General features: G+C 44.3%; 17 protein-coding genes and 1 pseudogene. 6 read left to right on the top strand and 12 right to left on the bottom strand.

Going from position 1 to position 22,670, the window contains the following annotated elements:
• The first annotated feature begins 21 nt into the window (after positions 1-21).
• On the top strand, positions 22-1,242 hold the full coding sequence (locus tag CLIN57ABFB40_RS09335; RefSeq protein WP_175629829.1) for a glycoside hydrolase family 88 protein: 1,221 nt from the start codon (positions 22-24) through the stop codon (positions 1,240-1,242).
• Between the two features lie 70 nt (positions 1,243-1,312).
• On the opposite strand, the gene CLIN57ABFB40_RS09330 is transcribed toward CLIN57ABFB40_RS09335, so the two are convergent.
• The 3 genes from CLIN57ABFB40_RS09330 to CLIN57ABFB40_RS09320 form a co-directional block, all read right to left on the bottom strand.
• On the bottom strand, positions 1,313-1,786 hold the full coding sequence (locus CLIN57ABFB40_RS09330) for a copper resistance protein NlpE N-terminal domain-containing protein (RefSeq protein WP_175629828.1): 474 nt from the start codon (positions 1,784-1,786) through the stop codon (positions 1,313-1,315).
• A 53-nt stretch (positions 1,787-1,839) separates the two neighbouring features.
• Positions 1,840-3,129: a hemolysin family protein gene (locus CLIN57ABFB40_RS09325; RefSeq protein WP_175629827.1), complete on the bottom strand. Its 1,290-nt coding sequence runs from the start codon at positions 3,127-3,129 to the stop codon at positions 1,840-1,842.
• A gap of 242 nt (positions 3,130-3,371) precedes the next feature.
• Positions 3,372-4,157 (bottom strand): M48 family metallopeptidase, encoded by a 786-nt coding sequence (locus tag CLIN57ABFB40_RS09320; protein WP_175629826.1) that lies wholly within the window; start codon positions 4,155-4,157, stop codon positions 3,372-3,374.
• A 250-nt stretch (positions 4,158-4,407) separates the two neighbouring features.
• Here CLIN57ABFB40_RS09320 and CLIN57ABFB40_RS09315 point away from each other — a divergent pair, with 250 nt between their 5' ends.
• A complete protein-coding gene (locus CLIN57ABFB40_RS09315) occupies positions 4,408-4,842 on the top strand; it encodes a DUF2007 domain-containing protein (RefSeq protein ID WP_175629825.1) in 435 nt (144 codons plus the stop codon).
• A 23-nt stretch (positions 4,843-4,865) separates the two neighbouring features.
• Positions 4,866-5,684, top strand: a complete 819-nt coding sequence (locus CLIN57ABFB40_RS09310; RefSeq protein ID WP_175629824.1) for an alpha/beta hydrolase — start codon at positions 4,866-4,868, stop codon at positions 5,682-5,684.
• Positions 5,685-5,916: 232 nt separating this feature from the next.
• On the opposite strand, the gene CLIN57ABFB40_RS09305 is transcribed toward CLIN57ABFB40_RS09310, so the two are convergent.
• Both CLIN57ABFB40_RS09305 and CLIN57ABFB40_RS09300 read right to left on the bottom strand, forming a co-directional pair.
• Positions 5,917-7,308, bottom strand: coding sequence for an IS4 family transposase (locus CLIN57ABFB40_RS09305; RefSeq protein WP_262886940.1), 1,392 nt, complete (start codon positions 7,306-7,308; stop codon positions 5,917-5,919).
• 119 nt (positions 7,309-7,427) lie between these two features.
• Complete coding sequence (locus CLIN57ABFB40_RS09300; protein ID WP_175629823.1) at positions 7,428-8,882, bottom strand: S41 family peptidase; 1,455 nt, start codon at positions 8,880-8,882, stop codon at positions 7,428-7,430.
• 198 nt (positions 8,883-9,080) lie between these two features.
• Between CLIN57ABFB40_RS09300 and mnmA the strand changes: the two genes are divergently transcribed.
• The 3 genes from mnmA (at position 9,081) to CLIN57ABFB40_RS09285 (ending at position 10,822) form a co-directional block, all read left to right on the top strand.
• Positions 9,081-10,148, top strand: coding sequence for a tRNA 2-thiouridine(34) synthase MnmA (mnmA, locus tag CLIN57ABFB40_RS09295; RefSeq protein ID WP_175629822.1), 1,068 nt, complete (start codon positions 9,081-9,083; stop codon positions 10,146-10,148).
• A gap of 88 nt (positions 10,149-10,236) precedes the next feature.
• Positions 10,237-10,491: a hypothetical protein gene (locus tag CLIN57ABFB40_RS09290; RefSeq protein WP_175629821.1), complete on the top strand. Its 255-nt coding sequence runs from the start codon at positions 10,237-10,239 to the stop codon at positions 10,489-10,491.
• Positions 10,481-10,822 carry a type II toxin-antitoxin system RelE/ParE family toxin gene (locus tag CLIN57ABFB40_RS09285; RefSeq protein WP_175629820.1) on the top strand — a complete coding sequence of 114 codons (342 nt, stop codon included), beginning with the start codon at positions 10,481-10,483 and terminating at the stop codon, positions 10,820-10,822. Before CLIN57ABFB40_RS09290 ends, CLIN57ABFB40_RS09285 begins: the two co-directional genes overlap by 11 nt.
• Positions 10,823-10,829: 7 nt before the next feature.
• On the opposite strand, the gene CLIN57ABFB40_RS09280 is transcribed toward CLIN57ABFB40_RS09285, so the two are convergent.
• The 7 genes and pseudogenes from CLIN57ABFB40_RS09280 to CLIN57ABFB40_RS09250 form a co-directional block, all read right to left on the bottom strand.
• Positions 10,830-11,489 carry a response regulator transcription factor gene (locus CLIN57ABFB40_RS09280; protein WP_175629819.1) on the bottom strand — a complete coding sequence of 220 codons (660 nt, stop codon included), beginning with the start codon at positions 11,487-11,489 and terminating at the stop codon, positions 10,830-10,832.
• Positions 11,490-11,581: 92 nt separating this feature from the next.
• On the bottom strand, positions 11,582-12,172 hold the full coding sequence (locus CLIN57ABFB40_RS09275) for a DUF4251 domain-containing protein (protein ID WP_175629818.1): 591 nt from the start codon (positions 12,170-12,172) through the stop codon (positions 11,582-11,584).
• A 67-nt stretch (positions 12,173-12,239) separates the two neighbouring features.
• The gene (locus CLIN57ABFB40_RS09270; protein ID WP_175629817.1) at positions 12,240-13,667 is read right to left on the bottom strand and encodes a Na+/H+ antiporter NhaC family protein; all 1,428 of its coding nucleotides are present in this window, start codon (positions 13,665-13,667) and stop codon (positions 12,240-12,242) included.
• 79 nt (positions 13,668-13,746) lie between these two features.
• A complete protein-coding gene (locus CLIN57ABFB40_RS09265) occupies positions 13,747-14,181 on the bottom strand; it encodes a hypothetical protein (RefSeq protein ID WP_175629816.1) in 435 nt (144 codons plus the stop codon).
• Between the two features lie 46 nt (positions 14,182-14,227).
• A pseudogene (locus CLIN57ABFB40_RS09260) lies at positions 14,228-14,407 on the bottom strand (MFS transporter); the annotation flags it as partial.
• Between the two features lie 161 nt (positions 14,408-14,568).
• The gene (gene pbpC / locus CLIN57ABFB40_RS09255) at positions 14,569-16,926 is read right to left on the bottom strand and encodes a penicillin-binding protein 1C (protein WP_175629815.1); all 2,358 of its coding nucleotides are present in this window, start codon (positions 16,924-16,926) and stop codon (positions 14,569-14,571) included.
• Between the two features lie 36 nt (positions 16,927-16,962).
• A complete protein-coding gene (locus CLIN57ABFB40_RS09250) occupies positions 16,963-22,599 on the bottom strand; it encodes an alpha-2-macroglobulin family protein (RefSeq protein WP_175629814.1) in 5,637 nt (1,878 codons plus the stop codon).
• Positions 22,600-22,670: the final 71 nt, after the last annotated feature.

Genomic DNA, 22,670 nt, shown 5'->3' with positions numbered 1-22,670 from the left:
ACACGAAGATATTAGATTAAGATGAAGAAAATTGTAGTAGGTCTGGCTGTGATGTTAGGGTTCTGTACATGTGCCCATCAACCTTCCGGTACATTGGACGTGAACAAAACATTGGATTACTGCGCAGAGCAGACACAACGTACGCTTGCGGAACTGAAAACAGATTCCGGGATTGACTATACGATGATGCCACGTAATATCATGGCGGACGAACAACACTGGAGCTGTCGTAAAGCTACGAAAGAAGAATGGTGTGCCGGTTTCTGGCCGGGAGTGCTGTGGTACGATTACGAATATACAAAGGATAAGAAGATTCGGGAAGAAGCGGAGAAGTTCACAAACTCCCTGGAGTTTCTTTCCAAGACTCCGGCTTTCGACCATGATTTGGGATTCCTCGTCTTTTGCAGTTATGGGAACGGTTATCGCCTGACCAAGAACCCGGTGTACAAGCAAGTAATTCTGGACACAGCCGACACATTGGCTACATTATTCAATCCGACAGTAGGGACAATCCTTTCATGGCCTCGTGAAGTGAAACCACGCAACTGGCCGCACAATACAATCATGGACAACATGATTAACCTCGAAATGCTTTTCTGGGCGGCAAAGAATGGCGGCAACCCCTACTTGTATGATGTTGCGGTAGCTCATGCCGACAAGACCATGAAATGCCAGTTCCGTCCCGATTACACTTCGTATCATGTAGCTGTATATGATACAATTACAGGAAATCTAATTAAAGGAGTCACCCATCAGGGATATGCTGACAGTACTATGTGGGCACGCGGACAGGCATGGGCAATCTATGGATACACCGTAGTCTATCGTGAAACGAAAGATCCGAAATATTTGGATTTTGCTCAGAAAGTAACGGATGTCTATCTTGAACGTCTGCCGGAAGACAAGGTTCCTTATTGGGATTTCAGTGCCCCGGGAATACCGGATGCTCCGCGTGACGCTTCAGCTGCCGCAGTGGTGGCCTCTGCTTTGCTTGAACTATCCACTTACCTTCCGAATGGAACCGGAAAACGTTATAAAGATGCAGCTATTGAAATACTGACAAGCCTAAACTCTGACAGTTACCAGAGTGGCAAAAGCAAACCGTCATTCCTGTTGCATAGCGTAGGACATTGGCCGAACCATTCGGAAATTGATGCATCCATCATTTATGCGGACTACTATTATATCGAAGCATTACTAAGACTGAAACGCCTTCAGGAAGGGCACGGAGTGCTTGGATAAAAAAGAAATGCTCTGCAAGAACTATTTATTCTCTGCAGAGCATTTTTACTGGTTAGGGTTAGGGTTATTATTATTTCACCTTGATGATGTCATAATTCAAATTACTGACAGCTTCTTGCAAGCTATCATTCACCAAACGAAGAGTGGTATCGTTAACAACCACGAAATACATCGGTGCTTCACCATCCTTCGGAGTTAACTTAACAGCAGTTACCGGTTTTTTGTTCACTACCTTTTGTACAGTCTCTTGTTTTCCTTTCGAGGTGAAAGTCTTGTTTTGTCCTTGACCTTCAGCGTCGAGGTAAGTCATATCCAGTGTATAAGTGGTATCTACACCATCAGTTGCAGCATTCAGGGTCAGTACATAGTCGATGCCCGGACCGTCGGCAGCAGGGAGAGTACCGGCATAAACTTCAGTCATTTCTGTGATTGGAGTCATTGCGATGGCAATACTGTCTGCTTCTGCCTCTACAGTTTTGTTGGCTTTTGATTGACAAGATGCCAAAGCAGCTACGACGGCTGCTAACATAATTACTTTTTTCATTGTTAAGTGCTTTAAGTTAATATAAATATAGTGAGCTATCGCTCGGTTTATCATTATTCCTCTTCATCCCGTTTGATGACCAGCAGTTTGTCTACTCGTCCCCGGTCCATGTCCACTACTTCGAATTGCAGGTTCTTGTAAGTAAATATGTCTCCGGCTTTCGGAATACGGCCTACCAGGAACATTGCCAGTCCGCCTAACGTGGTGAAGTCTTCCGATTCCAGGTCCTCATAAGACAGGATTCCCATCTCTTCCATGAAGTCGTCAATGTTCATTGAAGCTTCCACCAGCATCGAACCGTCCTGTCTTGTGACGATTTCTTCTTCTTCCGTTTCGTCCTCTTCGAGGATGTCTCCAAAGATACTTTCGGTCAGGTCGTGCAGTGTGATAATACCTTCTGTGCTACCATACTCGTTAACAACAATTCCAAACTTATTTTTGTTCTTCTTAAATAGCTCTAAAACTTTATTTGCATACAAACTCTCCGGAATGAAGAGCGGCGGGCGGGCTATTTCACGCAGATTGAACTGTTGTTGATTGCCTACCATCAGGATAATATCCTTTACGGAAACCACTCCGATAATCTCGTCTTTCCGTTCGTCTACCAGCAGGTATTTGCTGTAATGTTCTTCTTCAATGACTTTCATCACCTTTTCCTGAGTGTCGTTAGGATGAAGGATGATAATGTCCCTGCGGTGTGTCATCAGTTCGTTGGCGCGTTTGTCTGAGAAGCGGAACACATCGCGTATCATTTCCGTCTCTTCCTTGTCAATCACTCCCTGTTCCGAACTTTGGTGGAGAATCATTTTAATCTCTTCCTGCGTCATGGGGCGTTCTTCGCTTTTCAGACCGATAAGCCTGTTCAGCAGTCGGGTAGAGATACTAAGCAACCAGACGAAAGGATAAGATACTTTTGTCAGCAGAATCATAATCGGGCTGAATAAGATTGCATATCTTTCCGGATTACTGAGGGCGATGGATTTGGGAACCAGCTCTCCGATGATAAGGGAAAGATAAGTGATGACTGCCACGGTAGTAATCATGGCGAGGTTGCGTGCATAGGCTTCTGCTCCCGGAACGAGGGAGAATAGGGGGACAAGGTCGTCGGCGATGGCTACCCCACCATATGCACCGGATACAATACCTATTAATGTAATACCGATTTGGATGGTGGACAGGAATTTTTCCGGTTCTTCCAATTGTTTTAATACTCCGCGGGCGGATTTGTTGCCTTTGGCTACAAGGGTTTCGAGACGTGCTTTACTGGATGATACCAATGCGATTTCGTACATGGCAAAAATGCCATTCAGTACGAGTAAGAAAACGATAATAAGAAATTCCATAAATGGATTAAAATGGTTATTACTTCGAAATTACATAAAAAATGAATACTCTCTATATATATTAATGATAATTGGGTAAAATTGTTTGCTTCATCATATCGGAATTTTACATAGTGGGGGAAATGTGCGGATGACCTGAGGCATTAGGATATAGTTTGTATTAATAGTATTCAGGCACGGAATTGCTTCAAATTCCGTGCCTGAAGTATTCATTAGAGAGTACTACTCTTCTTTTATTCTAATTATTTCTTTGCGTAGCTGTCTGCTTTGGCTTTAGCGCGTTCGATACGTTTTGCAGTATCCGGGTGAGAGGAGAACATTCTCTGTACATAAGAAGATTTCGGAGCGTCCTTTGCCAACTCAGCCAGTTTGGTTAATGAATTGGCCATAGCGTAAGGGTCGATGTTGTTTTTTACGCAGAATTCAACACCATACTCGTCTGCTTCGTTTTCTTGCTTCTGTGAATACTGTGCGCCGGCAAGAGCTTCTGCCATGGCTCCAAGTTCGGAGTCGGTCAGTTTGGCAACCTTGTCGCTGGCTGCTCCCGCTGCATTCTTCACTGCCGAGCGGAGATAGGCGTTCTTCATTGCGTCTTTTGAGTCTGTGTGAACCACGTGACCGATTTCGTGTCCAATCACCGCCATCACTTCTTCGTCAGTCATAACGTCCATCAGTCCGGCGCAGATGCGTACGCTACCGTCGCCGCAGGCAAAGGCGTTGACGTCTACTACTTCATAAACACCGAAGTTCAGTTTCAATCCGTCCATTTCTTTGATGTGTCCGGTCAGTTTCTCCAAGCGTTTGCCGTACTCTGTGTCAGGTTTTGTCAATGGATTGTGTGTGTCCATCCACGCCATGTATTCCTTACTCATGTTGGCGATGTCGGCATCTGATAAAGTTACTGCCGATACTAAGTCTTTTCCTGCTTGCAGGGCTTTACCTACATTAAATTTCTTTCCGAACTGTGCGGAAGCTGTCATTCCCATGCCTAGTAATACTAAGGCAATCATAGCAATTTGTCTTTTCATACTCTTTTAATTAACGTTCAATTATAAAATTAATATTCAAATGTAATACTGTTCCCTTTATCTGATGCACCGGTTGTGCCTGAAGCAGAGGGAGTAGAGTTGTGTAAAACAAAAGAAGCGTCAACAGCATCTTCATTTGATTGCAGTTTAGCGCTGCGAAATTACAAAAAAAGTATTAAAGAATGATATACTCGGTGAATAAAAAAGGAATATATTCTATATTTGTGGGAAATATAAAAACAGGTTCCTTATGAAGACTGTAAAATTGATTACTTGCAATGATGCGATGAAGGCGCACATCCTTCAGGGGGCATTAGAGAATGAGGGGATTGAGTCTATTCTGCACAATGAGAATTTCTCCACCTTGTATAAGAGTTGTGTGAGCAGTATAGCAGGAGTTGACATTTTGGTGGCGGACGAAGATTATGCAAGGGCTGTCCAGGTGTTGAGAGATAATGAGAGTTGGCCGGAAGAGTTGACGCTTTGTCCGTATTGCGGTTCGTCGGATATTAAGTTCAGATTAAAAAAAGGAAAGAGGCTGCGTGCAATAGGGGCAGCAATCTTTTCGATGTTGGCGGCAGCCCCTCCTGGGGATAATCATTGGGAGTATATCTGTGCACAGTGCCATAAGACTTTTGAAGTGCCTGTTTCCAAATTTTCTTCTTCGGAAGAGAAAGAAGAATAACTTTTTCTAACTATATACACATAATGAATAAAAGAATTTTTTTGTTAGCAGTTTTATTATTAGTATTGGCAGCGCCTTCTTTTGCTGCCCGGGTAGATACCTTATTAGTTAATAGTCCTTCCATGAATAAAGATGTGCAGGTGATAGTTGTTACGCCGGATGCTGCGCTGGGGAAGAAAGCAGTGGCTTGTCCCGTCATCTATCTGTTGCACGGTCACGGCGGAAATGCAAAGACATGGATTCAGGTAAAGCCGAATCTTCCGCAGATTGCGGATGAAAAAGGAATTATCTTTGTTTGTCCGGACGGAAAGAATAGTTGGTACTGGGATAGTCCGAAAAATCCGTCTTACCGTTATGAAACCTTTGTCTCATCGGAACTGGTGAAGTATATTGACGAACATTACAAGACGATTGCCGACAGGAAAGGACGTGCCATCACCGGCTTGAGCATGGGCGGACATGGGGCGATGTGGAATGCTATTCGTCATAAAGATACGTTTGGTGCCGGTGGTAGTACTAGTGGCGGGATGGATATTCGTCCGTTCCCGTTAAACTGGGAGATGGCGAAACAGTTGGGCGAATTTGCACATAATAAGAAGTCATGGGACGAACATACCGTCATCAATCAGATTGATAAAATAGAAAACGGGGATTTGGCAATTATTATCGACTGTGGTGAATCGGACTTCTTCCTAAATGTGAACAAGGATTTGCACAACCGTCTGCTAGCTAGAAAGATTAATCATGACTTTATTATCCGTCCGGGTGGACATAACGGACAATACTGGAACAACTCTATTGATTACCAAATCCTGTTCTTCGATAAGTTTTTCAAGAAATAAAGAGGGAATACTTGACTTTGGCTTTTTGATGTCGTATCTTTGGATACTCCGGTGAAAACAGACGCTTCACTCGGATAAGACAAAATAGTGACGCCGTTCTGTTAATGATGCATAAATCTGCTCTTGACAAGAACGGCGCAATATTTACCTTTTATATTATTCAAGTTTCGCAAGTTGGTATATTCCGCATGGTTTCCCCTCCTTCTGGGAAGCTACCCTTTATACACAAGTCTTAGCTGATTAACTCATACAATTCAAACTGTGTATAAAATCTATCCAGTCCATTCTTAAAGGTTATATATCCTGGAATGGACTGGCTCTTGTATGCACTCCATGCTCCTAACCTTGCAATAATCCATGCCGCCCATGCCATTGATTCTTTTTTATATGGATTTTGCTGTATTTTTGTATTTCCCTCACTCTTTTTTCCTACTATATGTAATAATTCTATTTCTTTGCTTGTAAAGTAGATTTCTGAAGAGAGGTTTTCATCTTCTTTATCAAAAGAAAGTTTGAGTACCATCACCTGCAGGGCTGCCTGCAAGGAAATTAAGATTAGTTTTTGTAATGCCGAAACTGTTTCCAACTGTGCGTCCTCAATCATGAATCCCTTTCTTTTGAGTACTCTGAACAACTCTTCAATCAGCCATCTACAACGATACCAACCGATACATTCAATTGCTTGTTCTACAGTCTCCACCACATGTGTAGTTAGCAGTCTCCATTCAATAGGACTCTCATTTATCGGTGTACTGGAAGATTTTTCTTTAACATGTATGCAATAAAGACTAACAGGGGGACTGCCCTTTGCCGGACCGTTAACAGGAGCGCACAAAGTGACTCTTTCAAAGCGAAGTTCCATACACGCTATCCGTTTCTTACGTCCGCTTCCCGGGAGCACTTCAAAGCTATACTCTGCCCGTAGAACAGCCTGATCCATTAATGTATTCAGATGGACAGAACAGTCTGGATTATCCAACCGGCAATTCCTTTCATGAACAGAACGGATCAGCAAGTGAACATTATCAGCAGGGATACGGCTGAAAAGCTCGAAAATGTCCGCTTCACGGTCACCGATAATCGTTTTAACTGCATCCCGGGGCATTTGCTCACTGGCAGCCATGCCACTTTCTATCCAACGATATGACTCTTTTTCTTCTATAGGCTGATATCTGTAATTACGTTCTTCACGACTTAAAGCATCCGGTGAGCGATTCCACTGCTTGACCGAAGAAAAGCCTATAGGAATATGGCTGGAGGCATCCACTACCAAGACTGGATGCAAAAAAGTACCACATTGCTTTTGACCGACAATGCCGGGACTGACTGTTTTTTTCTTCATTCGCTCAACATGAGCCTCATAGTTTATCTCCGAGGTATCTTGAATACACAGTAAATGCTTACGACCGGAAGCATTCTTACAGCAAGTTTGTATCAGACCTGATAAGATAGCATCAGAACTGACTGAGGAATTGTTCAAAAATCTATAAGCACCCATCTTTTCTTTATGTTCCTTACTAAATTGATTCACTATAGCACTTTGATGGACAACCATCTGAGAGCAAATTAAGTTTAAACGTCGCAAAAGCCGAGGATCACGAATTTGATCTGTCTCTAATAACATCAAGCAAAGATAAAAAAATAATATATACTTGTGTATAAAGGGTAGTCCTTGAAGGAGGAGAAGCTATGCAGCGTACTTGCGAAACTTTAGTTATATTATATTTGAGGATACATTATTTATTATTTGATTCTCAGTCCGGTTCCACCCGTAAACCGTCTGCTTGCCGGACTGCTGACACTCTTCTCTATCTTGAATTGTGCTTTTGTTTTATCTCCCTTGTCTTCTTCTTGCGGTGGATAAGTACCTTCGATAACTCCAATTGCAACTTTTAATAGTCTTTCATTAGGGTCACCAAATGGCAGGAATTCACTATAATTGGTAACTCCGTCAATGCTTGTTTCACTGACTTTTAGCTTGTCGTTAGGTGAGATAGCTCCCCAATCGTCGTGAGTGGAATTATAAACCGTGCAGACTACCGGATTCACAGACCATCGGAATTCTTCATTGATGAACTGTTCCGTTGCCACAGTTTGTCCTTTTGTGGAACTACCGATAGTTGCAATAGGATAACTGTCTTTCAGGAAAAGACTTCTGATTAGCATTTCCGGTGCTCCGGCAGTTGTTGAACTGGTGATGGCATATAGGCTGGACTGATTTAAATTAACACCGGTTTTCAATACGTCGGGGTCAAAGTTAATAGTGACATCTTTATCCCTGTTTTTATCATTGTATTCCAGATAAGCCATAGGCTCGTTTAATCGGGCGCTTGAAGTTAGGATTGTGCCTAAGAGTTGGACGCAATCCAATGAGCCGCCGGCGTTGTAGCGTAAATCAAGTATAACGTGCTTCACGCCTGCTGTTTGGAATTTTTGTGAAACTCGACGCAGTTCGTCATTGTACTTTTCCGGTTCGGCTTTTGTTCCGGCAGTGAAACTGTTGTACATGAGATAGCCAACTTTGATATCCATACCCTTCTCTTTTACTGGCAGAATTTCATATTTATGTACCGGATTATCTTCTACAACTCGTGCAGCTGGTAAATCCAGTGTTCTATCATCCGGCACTACTTTATATTCATATTTCGTTTCTTCACCTTCTTTTTCTCCCTCTTCCGTTTCAACAGGAACTTTCTTCCATATTCCCATCACCAAATCCCGGGCTTCTGTTCCTTGCAGCAATTGAGTTTCATATTTCTTACTGATATAAGAAGTGTCTACTTTCATAATCCAGTCGCCACGTACTAGTCCGGCTTGTGCTGCTGGCGAACCGGGAATTACATAAGTAATCAACGCATTGTAAGCCGTATCAATGTCCGCACTTCTAACAAGTGAATAATCAAAGCCATACGTAGGCAATGGAGTCTCCATCACGGAATCCACGAATGAATAACTGTCGTTTTTTGATTTTACTTTAGACAGGAATGTAGCAGGTTCCTGAAACAGGTTCACATCGTCATAGGAAGGTAGGTCTTGATACCACAGATAATTCTGTTGCATGATGTCGTACATCCATGTATCCAGTGCAGTCATGTGGGCATACTCCGGCCAACGGTCGACACCGCAGGAGAAAAAGCCGCTGATAAATACGATAACCAGGGCAGGTATGAGGATTATCTTTCTTAATTTTGTCATCATAAAAAGCTTTTCACTGTGCAAATGTAGGAAATACTTTGCTTATCTACCACATTTATGGTATAAAAATGCCTTTAATGTGTGATTGGCTGTTAGAGAATTCAGCCTTATCTTTGTGACGTTAAAGTTTTCAATAAATATTGGTTATTATTAGGTCTTTAATTGTTATAGAGTAAGTTATTAATAGACGGATTATTTTTCATGGATATAGCTGCATTATTATCAGGAGGCGTCGACAGTTCAGTTGTCGTGCATCTCCTTTGTGAACAGGGATACAAGCCAACCCTTTTCTATATTAAGATTGGCATGGACGGAGCGGAATATATGGATTGCTCGGCAGAAGAAGATATTGAATTGTCTGCTGCTACAGCCCGAAAGTACGGTCTCTCTCTGGAAGTGGTGGATTTGCACCGCGAATATTGGGACAATGTAGCGGCATATGCTATTGACAAGATTAAGAAAGGGCTGACGCCGAACCCCGATGTAATGTGTAACAAGCTCATCAAGTTCGGTTGTTTTGAACAGCGTATCGGAAAGGATTTCGACTATACAGCGACCGGGCACTACGCTACTACCTTGGAACGTAATGGCAAAACCTGGCTTGGCACTGCCAAAGACCCTGTAAAAGACCAAACAGACTTTCTTGCACAAATTGATTATCTGCAAGTCTCCAAACTGATGTTCCCTATCGGTAGACTGATGAAGCACGAAGTGCGTGAAATAGCGCTAAGTGCAGGTCTGCCGAGTGCCCGCAGAAAAGATAGTCAGGGTATTTGTTTTCTCGGAAAGATAAATTATAATGATTTCGTCCGCCGTTTTCTTGGAGAAAAGGAAGGGGCGATAATTGAACTTGAAACCGGAAAGAAACTGGGTACGCATCGCGGCTATTGGTTCCATACTATCGGACAGCGGAAGGGACTTGGGTTGAGTGGCGGTCCCTGGTTTGTGATAAAGAAAGATATTCAGGAAAATATTATTTATGTATCCCACGGTTATGGCGTGGAAACGCAATATGGCAATGAGTTCCGAATCAACGACTTCCATTTTATTACGGGCAACCCGTGGACAGAACAGAATAAGGAATTGGACATAACTTTTAAAATCCGCCATACTCCCGAATTTACCAAAGGTAAACTGGTGCAGGAAGGAGAAAACCAATTTTGCATCTTGTCTTCTGAAAAGTTACAGGGCATTGCTCCGGGACAGTTCGGAGTTGTTTACGATAAAGCTGCGCAAGTTTGTGTAGGGAGTGGGGAAATCTTCTGTTAAATAGTTCTTTTTGAATGGTGAAGATTGGCTAATCAGGATATTTTTTACTACTTTTGTTTCGTATTATATATATAAAGGAGGATTGATTATGACAACAATGGAATTGAAAAGCCTGAAAATGGATTTGGTGGAAGAACTCCTTAGTTTGAATGATAAAGAAATGCTTAATCGCGTGAAGAACTATTTGAAACGTCTTAAGAAAGTAGAAGCTGAAAAAGAAGGGGGAGAAATTAGTAAGGAAGAGATTCTTGCAGGGATTGACGCTGGGCTGAAAGAAGTGAAGTTATCAATGGATGGTAAGCTGGAACTAAAGAGTGCAAGGGAGTTTCTTAATGAATTATGAGATAATAGTAAAGCCTACATTTCAGCGAGAAGCTAAACGAATGGCAAAACATTATGCTTCTTTTAAGGAGGATTTTGCTTTATTGATTGATGACTTGGAAAAGAATCCTCAACTAGGAATAGACCTTGGGCATGGATTGCGTAAGGTTCGAATGAAAATAACTTCAAAAGGTAAGGGTAAAAGTGGAGGAGCGAGAGTGCTTACTTTTACTTTAATTGTCTCCCAACAGGATGCAGTTTTAAATCTTCTCTATATTTATGATAAAGCAGACAGGGCTTCTATATCAGAAAAGGAAATTGAGCAGCTTTTGAAACAGAATGGGCTGAAATAGATTACTCTCAAATATAATATTCCGCCAAATCCACAATTCCCGCCCGCATCGCATACTTGGTAGCTTCATGCACATTATTCACCCCCAACTTACGAAAGATATTCTTGCGATGGCTATTTATTGTATGAAAACTGAGATTCTTCTCTGCCGCAATTTCTTTGGTTGTTTTTCCTAACGCAATTTCTTTTAGGATATTCTTTTCCGTTTGTGTCAGTAAATGGTCGTTCACTACTGATGCAGCTACCGGAGAAGCACTTCCCGAAAGCAGTAAATTGCTGACGTGATTGCATATATACCGTTGTTTGCGGGTGGCACATTGTATGGAAGTCATGATTTCCTCTTTGGAGTTATCCTTCATCACCACTCCGAAAGCCATGCTGCTGAATAGTACCTGTCGGAGAAAGCTAAGGCTAAGCTCGTCAGAGAATAGAATCCAGTCGGCTTCTTTGAATCGTTCTTGCAGGACGATGAGTTCATCTGCTCCGGCAAAATCGAATAGGGTATAATCCAAGATAATCACCGCTTGCGGATACAATCGTAGCTGCTGAATCAGCTCCGCCTTATTGTCAACTTCAAGAAGAGCGGATACCTCTTTTTGTTTACTCAGCAGAAACATGATTCCTGCCTTGCTGATATCCTGATTGTCTGCGATGATGAATTCTCTCATAATTAAAGAATGGATAAATAAAAAACTCCGTTACAAATGTACGCATTTTGCGCGATTTGTAGCGGAGTTGTGATAAGATTCTTGTATCCGGATTACCAGGAACGTCCTTTGAAGATGTTAGACTGGTCGAGCGGAACGATATTTCCGTTCAGTGTCAGATTGTTACTGTTGAAGTTCGGGCTGATAGTAACTGAAGCGTTATTACTTCCACTGCTCATAGTGATAAATACTTGGGCGGAGATACCGATACCTTGAACGCTGAATGAGCAGTTCACGTTGCCTTTCTTGTCGACATTCATTTTCATGTCCGAAGAGTTACCGTCTACCGTGACACCACCGATTCCGTTAGGGCCGGGATAAGGAGTGTTGAAAGCAGTCTGTACTGTGGCTCTGTTGCCGTTCATCAGAACGAAGTTAGTGTTTGAAGTAACAAACGCGCTCATGCCGTTGCGGAAGATAACTTGATTGGCTTCCAAAACGAACTGTTTGTTCTTCAAAGCCTGTACGGCTTGTTGGTAAGCTGCCATGTCCTGTACCTGTTCTTCGGCACGGAGTTTAGCTCTTTCCGCATCTCTTTGAGCTTTTCTTTCTGCGCGGCGTGCTGCTGCGTTACTTTCCTGTGCATACATCATCGTGCTTGCACTTACTAATACTAATGCTAATAATGCAATAAACTTTTTCATAACTTTTTTTTGTTTAGGTTTAATACGTTGTCCGTTTATTGCAAAAACAAAGTCTATGCCAGATTGTTCACGAACGTCGCGCAATTTTATATCCGATAGCTGCGACGGCGATACTCATTAAAGGGCTGATAATGTTGAAAAAACAGTAGGGAAGATACACAAGTGTCGGCACACTCAGGATTGTGGCCTGAGTCATTCCGCAGGTGTTCCAGGGAATCAGCACAGATGTAACGGTTACTGAATCTTCCGTAGTCCGGCTCAGCAGGCAGCTTTCGTATCCTTTTTTAGCATAAATGTCACGGAACATATTACCGGTTAAAATGATACTGATATATTGGTCGGCAGTTGCCAAGTTAAGAAACAGGCCGGAACAGACCGTTGCACTAACCACACTGACCGTTTTCTTCATAAACCGGACAAAGATGGAAGTGATGCTTCCTAGCATACCGCTGGCTGTCATCGCCCCGCCAAAACACATTGCGCATAGTATCAGCCAGATGGTATTCATCATGCCCGACATACCGCGCGTGGCGATTAAATCTGTCAGAACGGCATTGTCCGTGTGCAAATTTGTCTCTCCGTAGATAGTCATCATCAGACCTTTAAACAGAGCATCGGCACTGGAAGCAGCCATCCCCGAAATTTCCCGTAACAAATCCGGCTGAAAGATTAAGGCAAAAATTCCGGCTAGCAGCGTAGACAGGAATAAGGTAATGATAGATGGCACTTTCCGGGCAATTAATATTCCGGTTGCCACAGGAACTATCAGCAGCCACGGGGTGATATGGAATTTCTCATTCAATGCGGCTGCCACCTCGGTGATGTGCTGCGTATTGCTTGCATCATGTGAGAGTCCCGCCACAGTGAAAATAATCAGTGTGATAATGAGGGAGGGAACCGTTGTTATCATCATATAACGGATATGGCGGAACAGGGGAGTTTCCGTCACGGAAGCCGCCAATATAGTCGTTTCTGATAAAGGCGAAACCTTATCTCCGAAATAGGCGCCGGAGATAATGGCTCCTGCAATCCAGCCTTCTTCAAACCCTTGTGCTCTGCCGATACCCATCAATGCGATGCCGATAGTAGCGATTGTAGTCCACGAGCTACCCGTCATGACCGAAATCAGCACGCAAATGATGCAGGTAGAGGTGAGGAAGAAACTGGGATGGATGATTTGCATCCCATAATAAATCAGGGTAGGCACGATGCCGCTAACCATCCACATGCCACTCAGTGCACCGATAATGAGCAAGATGATGATAGCTGTCGTCACTCCCGCCACATTGTTGGTTATGGCTATCTCATAGTCTTTCCAGGGGATTTTGTAGAACGCTATGCCGATAAGGATACATACGGCAGTGGTGGTAAGCAGTGATACCTGACTTCCACCACTCAGGGCATCACTGCCGAAAGTGCGGATAGTGGCGAATAACAGCGATATAAGTACGATAATTGGTATCAGCGATACAAAAGGTGAAGGAGCTTTTTTCATATGAACTTCTCTGGTACTGTTTCTTTAATTAAAACTTTTATAAGTTTATATTTTATTGGAATATAGGCGGATGTAAACGTTAGTCGAGAATCGTCTTACGTTTTAGCCACCAGTATCGGATGAATAGTATTCCGGTGAGAATCAGTGCTATGGATAATCCCGTGTAGAAGACAGAAATAAAACTGTCGGGCAACAGGCGGAGACTTCGGATGGTGATTCCCAGTGAAATCATGAATATCATGATTATCCAGCTTTTTACATCAAAGAAGGAGAAAGGGCAGTTGCGGGTTTCTTTTTTTTCTTCGATACGCCGGGTATGCTTATAATAAAGTCTTCTGAAAATCAGGATGAAGAATAATAAGAAAACAACGGTTGCTTCTCCAATCTTGAACATCCATTCTTGAGAGCTGTTCAGCCAGGTCACAATTCCTATTCGCAAGATGTTGGCACCGGCAATAATCCAAACAGTGCCGGCGGTGATTAGTAAGATTTGCTTGTTAACTCCGTACTTCATTGGCTTTATTTTTTTAATAAACGGTTTGAACGTTCATTTGGTTGACTCATTTCTTATAGAAAAGCGTAATTAATAATGAAATTCCGGTTAAAACGACTCCAACACCGATAACACCATGCCAGCCGTACAACTGCCAGAAGCTGCCGGCAAGGAACGTTCCCGTGGAACCGCCGATGAAGTAAGTTGTCATGAAAATCGTATTGATACGGTTCGAGGCGCGGGGATTCGCCAAGTTCGTGGCGTATCATATTCAGCAAAGGTTGGACGTAATAGATATTGGCTACTGAGATACCCGCCACAATAGCAAGTATCCAGAGGATAGACACCGGTAGTCCCCCGTTTTCTTTTAATGGCTGTTTCATGGTGCAAAGATAGTAAAATTGATGCTCACTCAATGAAGAAAGTAGTCGAAACTGTATTGCCTTCTCCATCCACTGCTGTCAAAGAATGTTTTCCGGGAGCGGGCTGCAGGGAAATCTTATGAAAATCCTGCGTTTGCATCAGATAGGTATCATCGAGATGCCAGAATACGGTTGCATCGGGGTCTGTATGTGCTAATTCGACGGTCAGGAATCCTTTGCTGCCGTCCAGTTGTTTCGGCAATTTGATGTGCGCGTTGATTGGAGGATAAATGAATTGCATGGGCTGGAAAGTATCTTCTCCGCAACCTGCTTTGAAGGGTGGGAGAGGCCTGTATTCCGGGTGGTGTTGTTTATAATACCATTCCCATACGGGTGGGAGGGTGAACCATGATTTTTGAAAGGTGGGTTCTGTGTTGGCGCAACTCTCATAGACACGGTGTTTCTCGTCGGCAGCTAGAGTGATAAGGTGATGGTACGGGCAGGCATCCGTGCGCAGTCCGGCAGGAAGGATAAGGACGGTGTCCGTTTCTTCGCAGAAACGACTTTTCAAATGCCCTGATTGACGGCACACTTCAGCGTCTACAAAGACACCGGTCGGGCGTTCAAACCAGGATGAAGAGGGCAGATAATTGAATATGTCGAATAATACGGGGCCTGCCGTTTGTGCGCCGACCAGTCCGGGTTTTCCCTCACCTGTCGCGTTTCCTACCCATACGCCGACTGCGTAACGGGGAGTGACGCCAACTGCCCAGGCATCCCGGAATCCGTAACTGGTTCCTGTTTTCCAGGCAATGGTCTGCATGGACGGAATAGATTTCCAGTCTATTTCTTCGGGACGGTTTACTTCTTTCAGAGCGTTGAATGTTTGCCATACAGCGCCTTTGTCCCAAATGTATGTATGTCGGGCTGTCTCCTTTCCTTCCTTTTCTTCTTCCTCTTTCGCTTCTGTAATCTTAGCTTCTTTTTCTTTGGAAAGTATTGGACTCAAGTCGGGGACAAGCGTCCGTCCCATTTGGGCGTAAGCATTTGTCACGTCCCATAAAGTAGCTTCCGCTCCCCCGAGAATCAGTGATAATCCGTAATGGGATGAGGGGCGGGTGATGGTTTTAAACCCGGTCTGTTGCAGGAAGTTGTGGAACTTGGGTACGCCGTATCTTTGCAACATCGTCACCGCAGGGATATTCAGTGAGCGGGCAAGTGCCTCCGAAGCCGGGACAGCTCCTTCATATTGCAAACTGAAATTTTGGGGAGTAAAGCCGTTTATATTAATAGGTATATCCGGCAATAGCATATCGGGCAACAGGGAACCTTCTTGCAGCATGGCATAATATAGAAAAGGTTTTAAAATACTCCCTGTACTTCTGGGGGCTTGAATCACATCGACTTGGTTGCCGCTCTGCTTCCGGTCGAAATGTACATTTCCGCAATAGGCTATCACTTGATTGGCGGGTATGTCAATCACCAGAATGGCCAGATTACGGATATCGCTCCGATTGAACTCATTGCTCCATCGTTCTGCCAAGTCTTCTATATGTGTCTGAATCCCCCGGTCGATGGTAGAACGGGTATATTGCCCGTTTCTCTCTTTATAAAAATGGCTGACCAGATGCGGAGCTATCTGCGGAAGAGGATGCGGCTCGTCGGGAAGCGGTTCGGTGACAGCCAGTTCGTAGGTCGATGAATCTATGATTTTCTCTTCAAGAAGTTGTTTCAACAGACGGTTGCGTTTTGAGAGTAGCATTTTCCGCCCTTTGGATAGATGAATCATGGCGGGAGCATTGGGAAGCACGGCAAGCATAGCCGATTCCGCCCATGACAGGTCTTCCGCCGAATGCCCGAAATACCGCCAGGCGGCTGCATCCAGTCCTACTACATTTCCACCGAAAGGTGCATGAGATACGTACATGGATAAGATTTCCTCTTTGGAAGCCCGGAATTCCAGACGGGTAGCCCAAATCATTTCGATTATTTTCTCTCCGAAAGTTCTCGATTCGTTCCGGGCAAGCCGGATAGTTTGCATCGTCAGCGTACTTCCACCACTGACGATGCGCTTATGCTTGGTATTCTGATAGACAGCTCTTCCGATAGATAGCGGGTTGACGCCCCAGTGATGGTAAAAATGCTTATCCTCGAATGTGATGAGGCATTGTTTGATTTTCTCCGGAATTGTCTCGCGTGGGGGAAAACGCCATTGTCCGTCGGAAGCGATACGTGCCCCTAATAATTCTTCATTACGGTCGGTGACGACTGTAGAATAGGGGACATGGAACAGTTGGCGGGGAAGACAAAACATATACCCGAACACGAGAAGAGTAATGATGCCGAGCATTACTTTCCTCGTGACGGATAAATTCTTGAAGAAATTCAATATCTTGACTCTCATGCACTAGGTTTGTTCTATGAACCGACCGGACTTGCCTTAGCGGCTCACCGTCGTTCTTCCCGCTTTGCTTCGTGCCTGTACAGTTGCGTCATACATAGCTTCGCATTGAACAGCCGGAAGAATGAAGTTTCCTGCATAAGTCGCTTGCAGCCTGACTGTAAATACTTTTGTTTCTCCACGGCGCAAGTTGAAATAAGTCAGTACGCGGTCGTCGCGAATATCCTGATAAGAATATTTGCTGATTGAGTTTCTTGAAGAACTTGCCTTATTGTCGGGGCTTTCAGTGTCGGCAACCAGCATCCGTTCATTATATATCTCCCAGCCGGATGGTATGATATGTGTCAGTGCTAGATTGGTGTAGTCCGAAGTACCACTGATATTGGATATGGAGGCAATGGCGATAAAATCGGTTCCCTGTCTGATATCATCTATTGATATAGGCGTACCGTTCATATCTGCATACCTTATATCCATCCGTATATTATCCGAGATAGCAGGTAGTGTATCATTCAGCAATTGTGTGCGCGTGATAACATCTACGCCCAGTGCCCCTTTACCTTGGTTCTTTACAGAGATTGTTCCGGATTTCGGGGAAGTGGAGATTGCTTTCTCAAATACTGCCTTCGCTGATTTCACCGCAGGCTGTTGTTTACCGTTCCATGTCCATGTGAAGTCCAGTGTGCCTGACAGCTTTTCCGCCAACCGTCCCATTGCCATCAAGGCGAATGCGGTAGATTGGGTACTGAACCAGTTCTCTTGCGATAAATTCTCAGATACTTTCTTAGCCTGTTGAAGCGCATCCCGTTCGCGGTTCATCAGAAGCAATGTTTCCAGAATCATCGCTTCATCCCGGTCGGACGAACCATAAATCCAGTTCATAGAAGAGTAGGGGGTGACAGTAGTCTCCGCATTGTACACCAGTTCTTCGGCAGGCTTCATCTTTCCCGTCAGGGCATAAGCGGCTGCCAGTCTCCATTTGGCTTGAATGGATAGACCTTGCTGTTCTTTCATCCTGTTCATAGCTCCGTATTCCGGTGCACCCGCCAAAGCTAACGTATATAAACGGAAAGCCTGCATCAGTTCCGACTGCCATTGCTGCCAGTTGTTTGCATCCTGAGGCATTCGCCAGTTCTGGGCCGCTGCACGTTGGAAGCGTTTCCACTTATTCACTACATTGGAGTGGACGGCATACCCTTTTTCTTGTGCCAGCGTCAGGAACATTCCCGTGTATGAACTAATCCATTCGTCAGCAACGGCATTTCCCGGCCAATAGATAAATCCACCGTTAGGAAGCTGGCGGGCATAAATTTGCCGGATAGCTTCTTGCACATTTGCTTTTATTTTCTCCGCTTCCTGTTCATCTACCGCCTTGAATTGGGAGACGAATAAGAGTGGCAGGGCTTTGGAAGTCAATTGCTCCGTGCAATGATGCTCGTAGTTATACAGGAAGTCGAACCGGCGGCTGATGTCTACCGACGGGATACGGGAAACTTCCAATTGGATATGATTATCATCGGAAGAACCGGCAAGGCTGTATGACAGCTCACCGCTCTGTCCGGCTTCTACCCATTGGCTGCTGCGTAATGTTACAACCGGGTTCGGGTTGCGTACCTCTATTTCTATGGTTTCTTTCGTCTGCTGCCCGCCACCGCTTGCAGTGAGGTGGATGGTTGCTTTTCCTGTCTTACTGCCGGTTTTTAGTGTGAAGAAAGTAAGCTGGTCGCCCGGTTGGTTGAAAGTCAGTGACTTTTGTGTGGAACCGACAATCTGAACTCCGCCACCGGTAGCTTGGATGGATACGGTTACATTTTTCACTTGCTTTTCCATGGCAAAGATATTCACCGGAACAGTAATTTCTTCTTGGATGCTAAGTACACGCGGCAAGGTAGACAACAGCATTAACGGTGTCCGTACATAAGCCGTTTTTTCTGCATTGCCGTAAGCTCCGTCCTGTCCTGCCACTACCATGGCACGCACTGAACCCACATACATCGGTAACTTCAGTGTATGTGTCTGGTGCTTGCCTTTTCCCAGATAGAAAGGCCCAATGAATTTAACAACCGGTTTGAAACGGTTCGCCTTTGCGTCGGCAGGCTTCAATGAAGCGTCTCCACCTGTGCTGAAAAGAGAACTGTAACTTCCGGCGGAAGCTCCTAATACATTATCATACATATCCCATGTCCGGATGCCGAGTGCCTCGCGTGAGTAGAAGTCGTTCCATGGGTCGGGAGTTTTGAAGTTCGTTAAATCCAGCAAACCGTCATCCACGATAGCTAATGTATAAGTCATCGGCTTCCCGTTCTTTTCGCTGACGCTGACATTGAAACTCGTTTCCGGTCGCAACACTTCCGGCATCTGTATCTGCGGTTGCAGTATAGTCTGATTGTTAGTCACGAATACCGGGACAACACCATACATGCGAATCGGCAAGTCATTGACCGTTTGTGCATGAGGTTGCAACAGGCTGATGTGCAAATATACGTTCGGTGCCATTTCCGGCATAACCTTAAAGCTATATTTCGTATCTCCCTGACTGGATACCTCTATCCATTCCTGTTTAAGTACCGTCGAACCGTTTTCGATGGATACCAACGCACGACCACCGGCTGCTGCGGGGATAATGGCGGTAGCCGTTTCGCCTATTTCGTAAGAATCCTTATTCAGTGAGAATGCAAGCATTTTGATACCGCTGGGGTCAGATTTGCTTGAACGTCCTCTCCAATCCGGCCAGTCTACGTAGATAGTACCACCGGTGGCATGCCCGCTCTCTTTGTCTTTTACATATACCAGATAGCGTCCCCAACTCGGATAATCAACACGGAATTTGAAGGAAGCTTTTCCACCGTTGGTTTGCAGGTTGCCACTGGCTACCGGAGTGATGGAACTGCTGTTTATATATGAGCTGAAAGATTCGTCACTGTTCTCCCACCACCAGCTCCAACTGATACGGTATATTTTATATTCCAAATTCGAACGGCTTACCGGTTTTCCTTCAGGATTTACAGTAACAACGTCAAATACATGGTCTTTATCCGTTTCAATGTATTTCCCTTTCGGCTGATTCAGGTTGATACCCACATAAGATGTGAACGGTGAGAAAGGAACGCTTTGTGTGTAAATGCTCGCGTCTCCACCCGGTTCAAATACACGGGTAGTGAAAGAAGCGTTCAGCATACCCGGTGCATTTGCCGCTGCCGGAAGTTTCAAGGTAACGCCTGCTCTTCCTTCCGCGTCGAGCACACCGTCGAATACGTCCGCTTTGATGGTTGTGAAATCCGTAGCCGGGTTATTGAAGAGATATTGCCCGTAATTCTTGAACTGCGTGTTTACTCTGGACAATGACATTTCGACTTTTGCTTTCAAGCGTGCAGCGGTCGCCCCCGTCAGCCATGCGGAAGTGAGTGGAGCATAAAACTCTTTATCCGTCGATTGAAGCACTTGGGGCAATGCCAGTGTTATTTTGAGTCGGTTGGGTTTTATTGTTTCAATGCGCAATCCCTTGTGGAAAGTTGTCCCACCCACTTTTACGTAAGCATTCCAAAGTCCGGTAGGAACATCCGCCTGAGTCGGAACGTCAAAAGTATAGAAACCGTTCATACCTTGCGTCGAAATCATCTTGGTGTAGAATTGTCCTTTCGGATTATAAATCTCCAGTGCTACCGGATGGTTGTCCGGTATTCTTTTCTCGCGGTCTTCCAAGATAAAGGATATATGCAACGTATCCCCCGGTCGCCATACACCTCTTTCACCATATATAAATCCTTTCAGTCCTTTCTGAATATCCTTTCCACCTGCATCGAACCGGCTGACGGATTGCTCTTCACCGTCTACCACGCGTACATAGGCTTTTTGTTTATCCGATTCGGCGACGACAATAAAAGGCGTACCTTTCGTAGTAATTTCCACCAAGCCATCTCCATTGGTTTCTCCTTTGCCTATCACCTGCAACTGGAAGTTATAAACGGTGACTTGCGCCTTGCCTACCGGTTTTGTATCTAAAATATTGCTGACTGCAATCCATAAATTATTCAGGGAGTTCTTCTTCACAATCATTCCCAGATTGGAAGCGAAAACATTGCAGGAGGCTGTCCTGCCCGACTCCATATAATAGGATGGATGGCAAGGATTGTCCCGCTCTCTCCATCGATATAAGCTCCAGTCCATTGTTGCACCGTAATAGTAATAATAAGCCTCGGGAACATCCCACATAGCTTCGTCTTCTTCCGACAAAACGTTTCCGCTTACTTTTGTCAAACCGTCGGAAGCACTATCGGCAAACTTCATTTCCTGATTATCGCTTCCGCCGCAAGGATATGCTGAATATTCTTGCCGGAAAGATAAGACAACCCGGTAGATAGCGCCCGGTTCCTGATGAATCAGTCCGGCAAGGTCTATCGAGTAATCTTCCCAACGATGGACGTCTTTGGATGAATCTTTACCTAACCACAATGTTTTCTTATAAACCAATCGTCCCGAACGGCGCAATTCATTGGCAGAAGCCAGCGAGTTACTCTGCATGAACATCAATACATTGTTCTCGAAAATACGTATCACGCTCAAATCCACCGCATACAGGTTGACAGCCCGGAACGGGATAATCAGGCTTTTCGAATCGGGGAGAATGGCTGCCGAAGTAGACATTTCCACTTGTGGCTTTAGGTTCAGCTCACTGAACGAAATAGAATGTGAAGTTCCTAAAGTCTGCTCCTGATTGCTTTTTACTCCTTCATGGATATTTAAAGTCAGTTTATTAATCTTGTTCGTTTCGAAATAGACAAATACTTTGTTGTCCTTGATTTGAGTGATAGAGGAAGATACTTCCGGTATTTCAATCAGTCCTTTCAAGTCTTGTGTGTTGGATACGGGAGCGGAGAATACGATTTCGATTCCATTCTCCGGTTGGTCAATGCGTTCGGCGGTCAGGAAACGAAAACTGTCTTTTGCCGGAATCAAAATCTCTTCGCTTTGTGTCCGGTCGATTCGTGCGGGCTTCCCGTTTGCCTTTATCTCTAGTTGGTAATCTTCCGTCTCTCGTGGAATCCGGTTAATATTGAATTCATAACGGGTAGAGTTGTCGGTGGAAGTAACTTCTACCGGATAGCTTTTGCTTTTCCCATTGCCGGCGGTCAGCATCTTTTCTACTTCTTCTTTTTTCACTACGTCGCTGAAACGTATTTCTCCTTTTATACTTACCTCGTCGGGCTGGGTAGCTGTTATTGTTATAGGTTCTGTATGGATGGTAAAGTTACGTTCCTGCACTCGGAATGAGAAATTGAACTCTTTCAGTTTCTTATCGACTTCTATAAAATCTCCGAGTTGGAAAGTCCCTTCATAAAACGCTCCCGGTTTTAGTGTACCTTCTTCCGGCACAAATTCAATGGTATTATTGCTAACCCAATACGCTTTGCCTTTTAATGAGGGTGAAAAACTGAACGGATTATCTTTCAGTTCGTTGTTCATATCCACCATCGGCTGGTCGTGTGTCAGTTCGATGCGTATGGTCGAACCTTGTGAGATGACTCCGCCCGTATATGCATTGACGTATGGCGCGTATTCTGCAGAAGGAGTGATGTCTTTCTGGCTGTTCGTACATGCGGAAAAACTCACAATTATCATTACAAGGAAGAATAATCCGGTAGCAATGTTGCTACATCTGGTTTTAAATTGTCCCATAGCGAAGAAGTTTTTATGATTCAACAAACAAATATACAGCTTTTATAGTAGATTCTTTTCATTTCTAATTA

The organism is Bacteroides acidifaciens, assembly GCF_903181435.1.
Classification (GTDB): Bacteria; Bacteroidota; Bacteroidia; order Bacteroidales; family Bacteroidaceae; genus Bacteroides.
Note: the sequence above shows the minus strand (reverse complement) of the source record. Positions and strands in the feature narration are given on the sequence as shown.

Coding starts and splice junctions, on each gene's coding strand:
- CLIN57ABFB40_RS09335 (WP_175629829.1), top strand. CDS start 22: ATGAAGAAAATTGTAGTAGGTCTGGCTGTGATGTTAGGGTTCTGTACA.
- CLIN57ABFB40_RS09330 (WP_175629828.1), bottom strand. CDS start 1,786: ATGAAAAAAGTAATTATGTTAGCAGCCGTCGTAGCTGCTTTGGCATCT.
- CLIN57ABFB40_RS09325 (WP_175629827.1), bottom strand. CDS start 3,129: ATGGAATTTCTTATTATCGTTTTCTTACTCGTACTGAATGGCATTTTT.
- CLIN57ABFB40_RS09320 (WP_175629826.1), bottom strand. CDS start 4,157: ATGAAAAGACAAATTGCTATGATTGCCTTAGTATTACTAGGCATGGGA.
- CLIN57ABFB40_RS09315 (WP_175629825.1), top strand. CDS start 4,408: ATGAAGACTGTAAAATTGATTACTTGCAATGATGCGATGAAGGCGCAC.
- CLIN57ABFB40_RS09310 (WP_175629824.1), top strand. CDS start 4,866: ATGAATAAAAGAATTTTTTTGTTAGCAGTTTTATTATTAGTATTGGCA.
- CLIN57ABFB40_RS09305 (WP_262886940.1), bottom strand. CDS start 7,308: ATGTTATTAGAGACAGATCAAATTCGTGATCCTCGGCTTTTGCGACGT.
- CLIN57ABFB40_RS09300 (WP_175629823.1), bottom strand. CDS start 8,882: ATGATGACAAAATTAAGAAAGATAATCCTCATACCTGCCCTGGTTATC.
- mnmA (WP_175629822.1), top strand. CDS start 9,081: ATGGATATAGCTGCATTATTATCAGGAGGCGTCGACAGTTCAGTTGTC.
- CLIN57ABFB40_RS09290 (WP_175629821.1), top strand. CDS start 10,237: ATGACAACAATGGAATTGAAAAGCCTGAAAATGGATTTGGTGGAAGAA.
- CLIN57ABFB40_RS09285 (WP_175629820.1), top strand. CDS start 10,481: ATGAATTATGAGATAATAGTAAAGCCTACATTTCAGCGAGAAGCTAAA.
- CLIN57ABFB40_RS09280 (WP_175629819.1), bottom strand. CDS start 11,489: ATGAGAGAATTCATCATCGCAGACAATCAGGATATCAGCAAGGCAGGA.
- CLIN57ABFB40_RS09275 (WP_175629818.1), bottom strand. CDS start 12,172: ATGAAAAAGTTTATTGCATTATTAGCATTAGTATTAGTAAGTGCAAGC.
- CLIN57ABFB40_RS09270 (WP_175629817.1), bottom strand. CDS start 13,667: ATGAAAAAAGCTCCTTCACCTTTTGTATCGCTGATACCAATTATCGTA.
- CLIN57ABFB40_RS09265 (WP_175629816.1), bottom strand. CDS start 14,181: ATGAAGTACGGAGTTAACAAGCAAATCTTACTAATCACCGCCGGCACT.
- pbpC (WP_175629815.1), bottom strand. CDS start 16,926: ATGAGAGTCAAGATATTGAATTTCTTCAAGAATTTATCCGTCACGAGG.
- CLIN57ABFB40_RS09250 (WP_175629814.1), bottom strand. CDS start 22,599: ATGGGACAATTTAAAACCAGATGTAGCAACATTGCTACCGGATTATTC.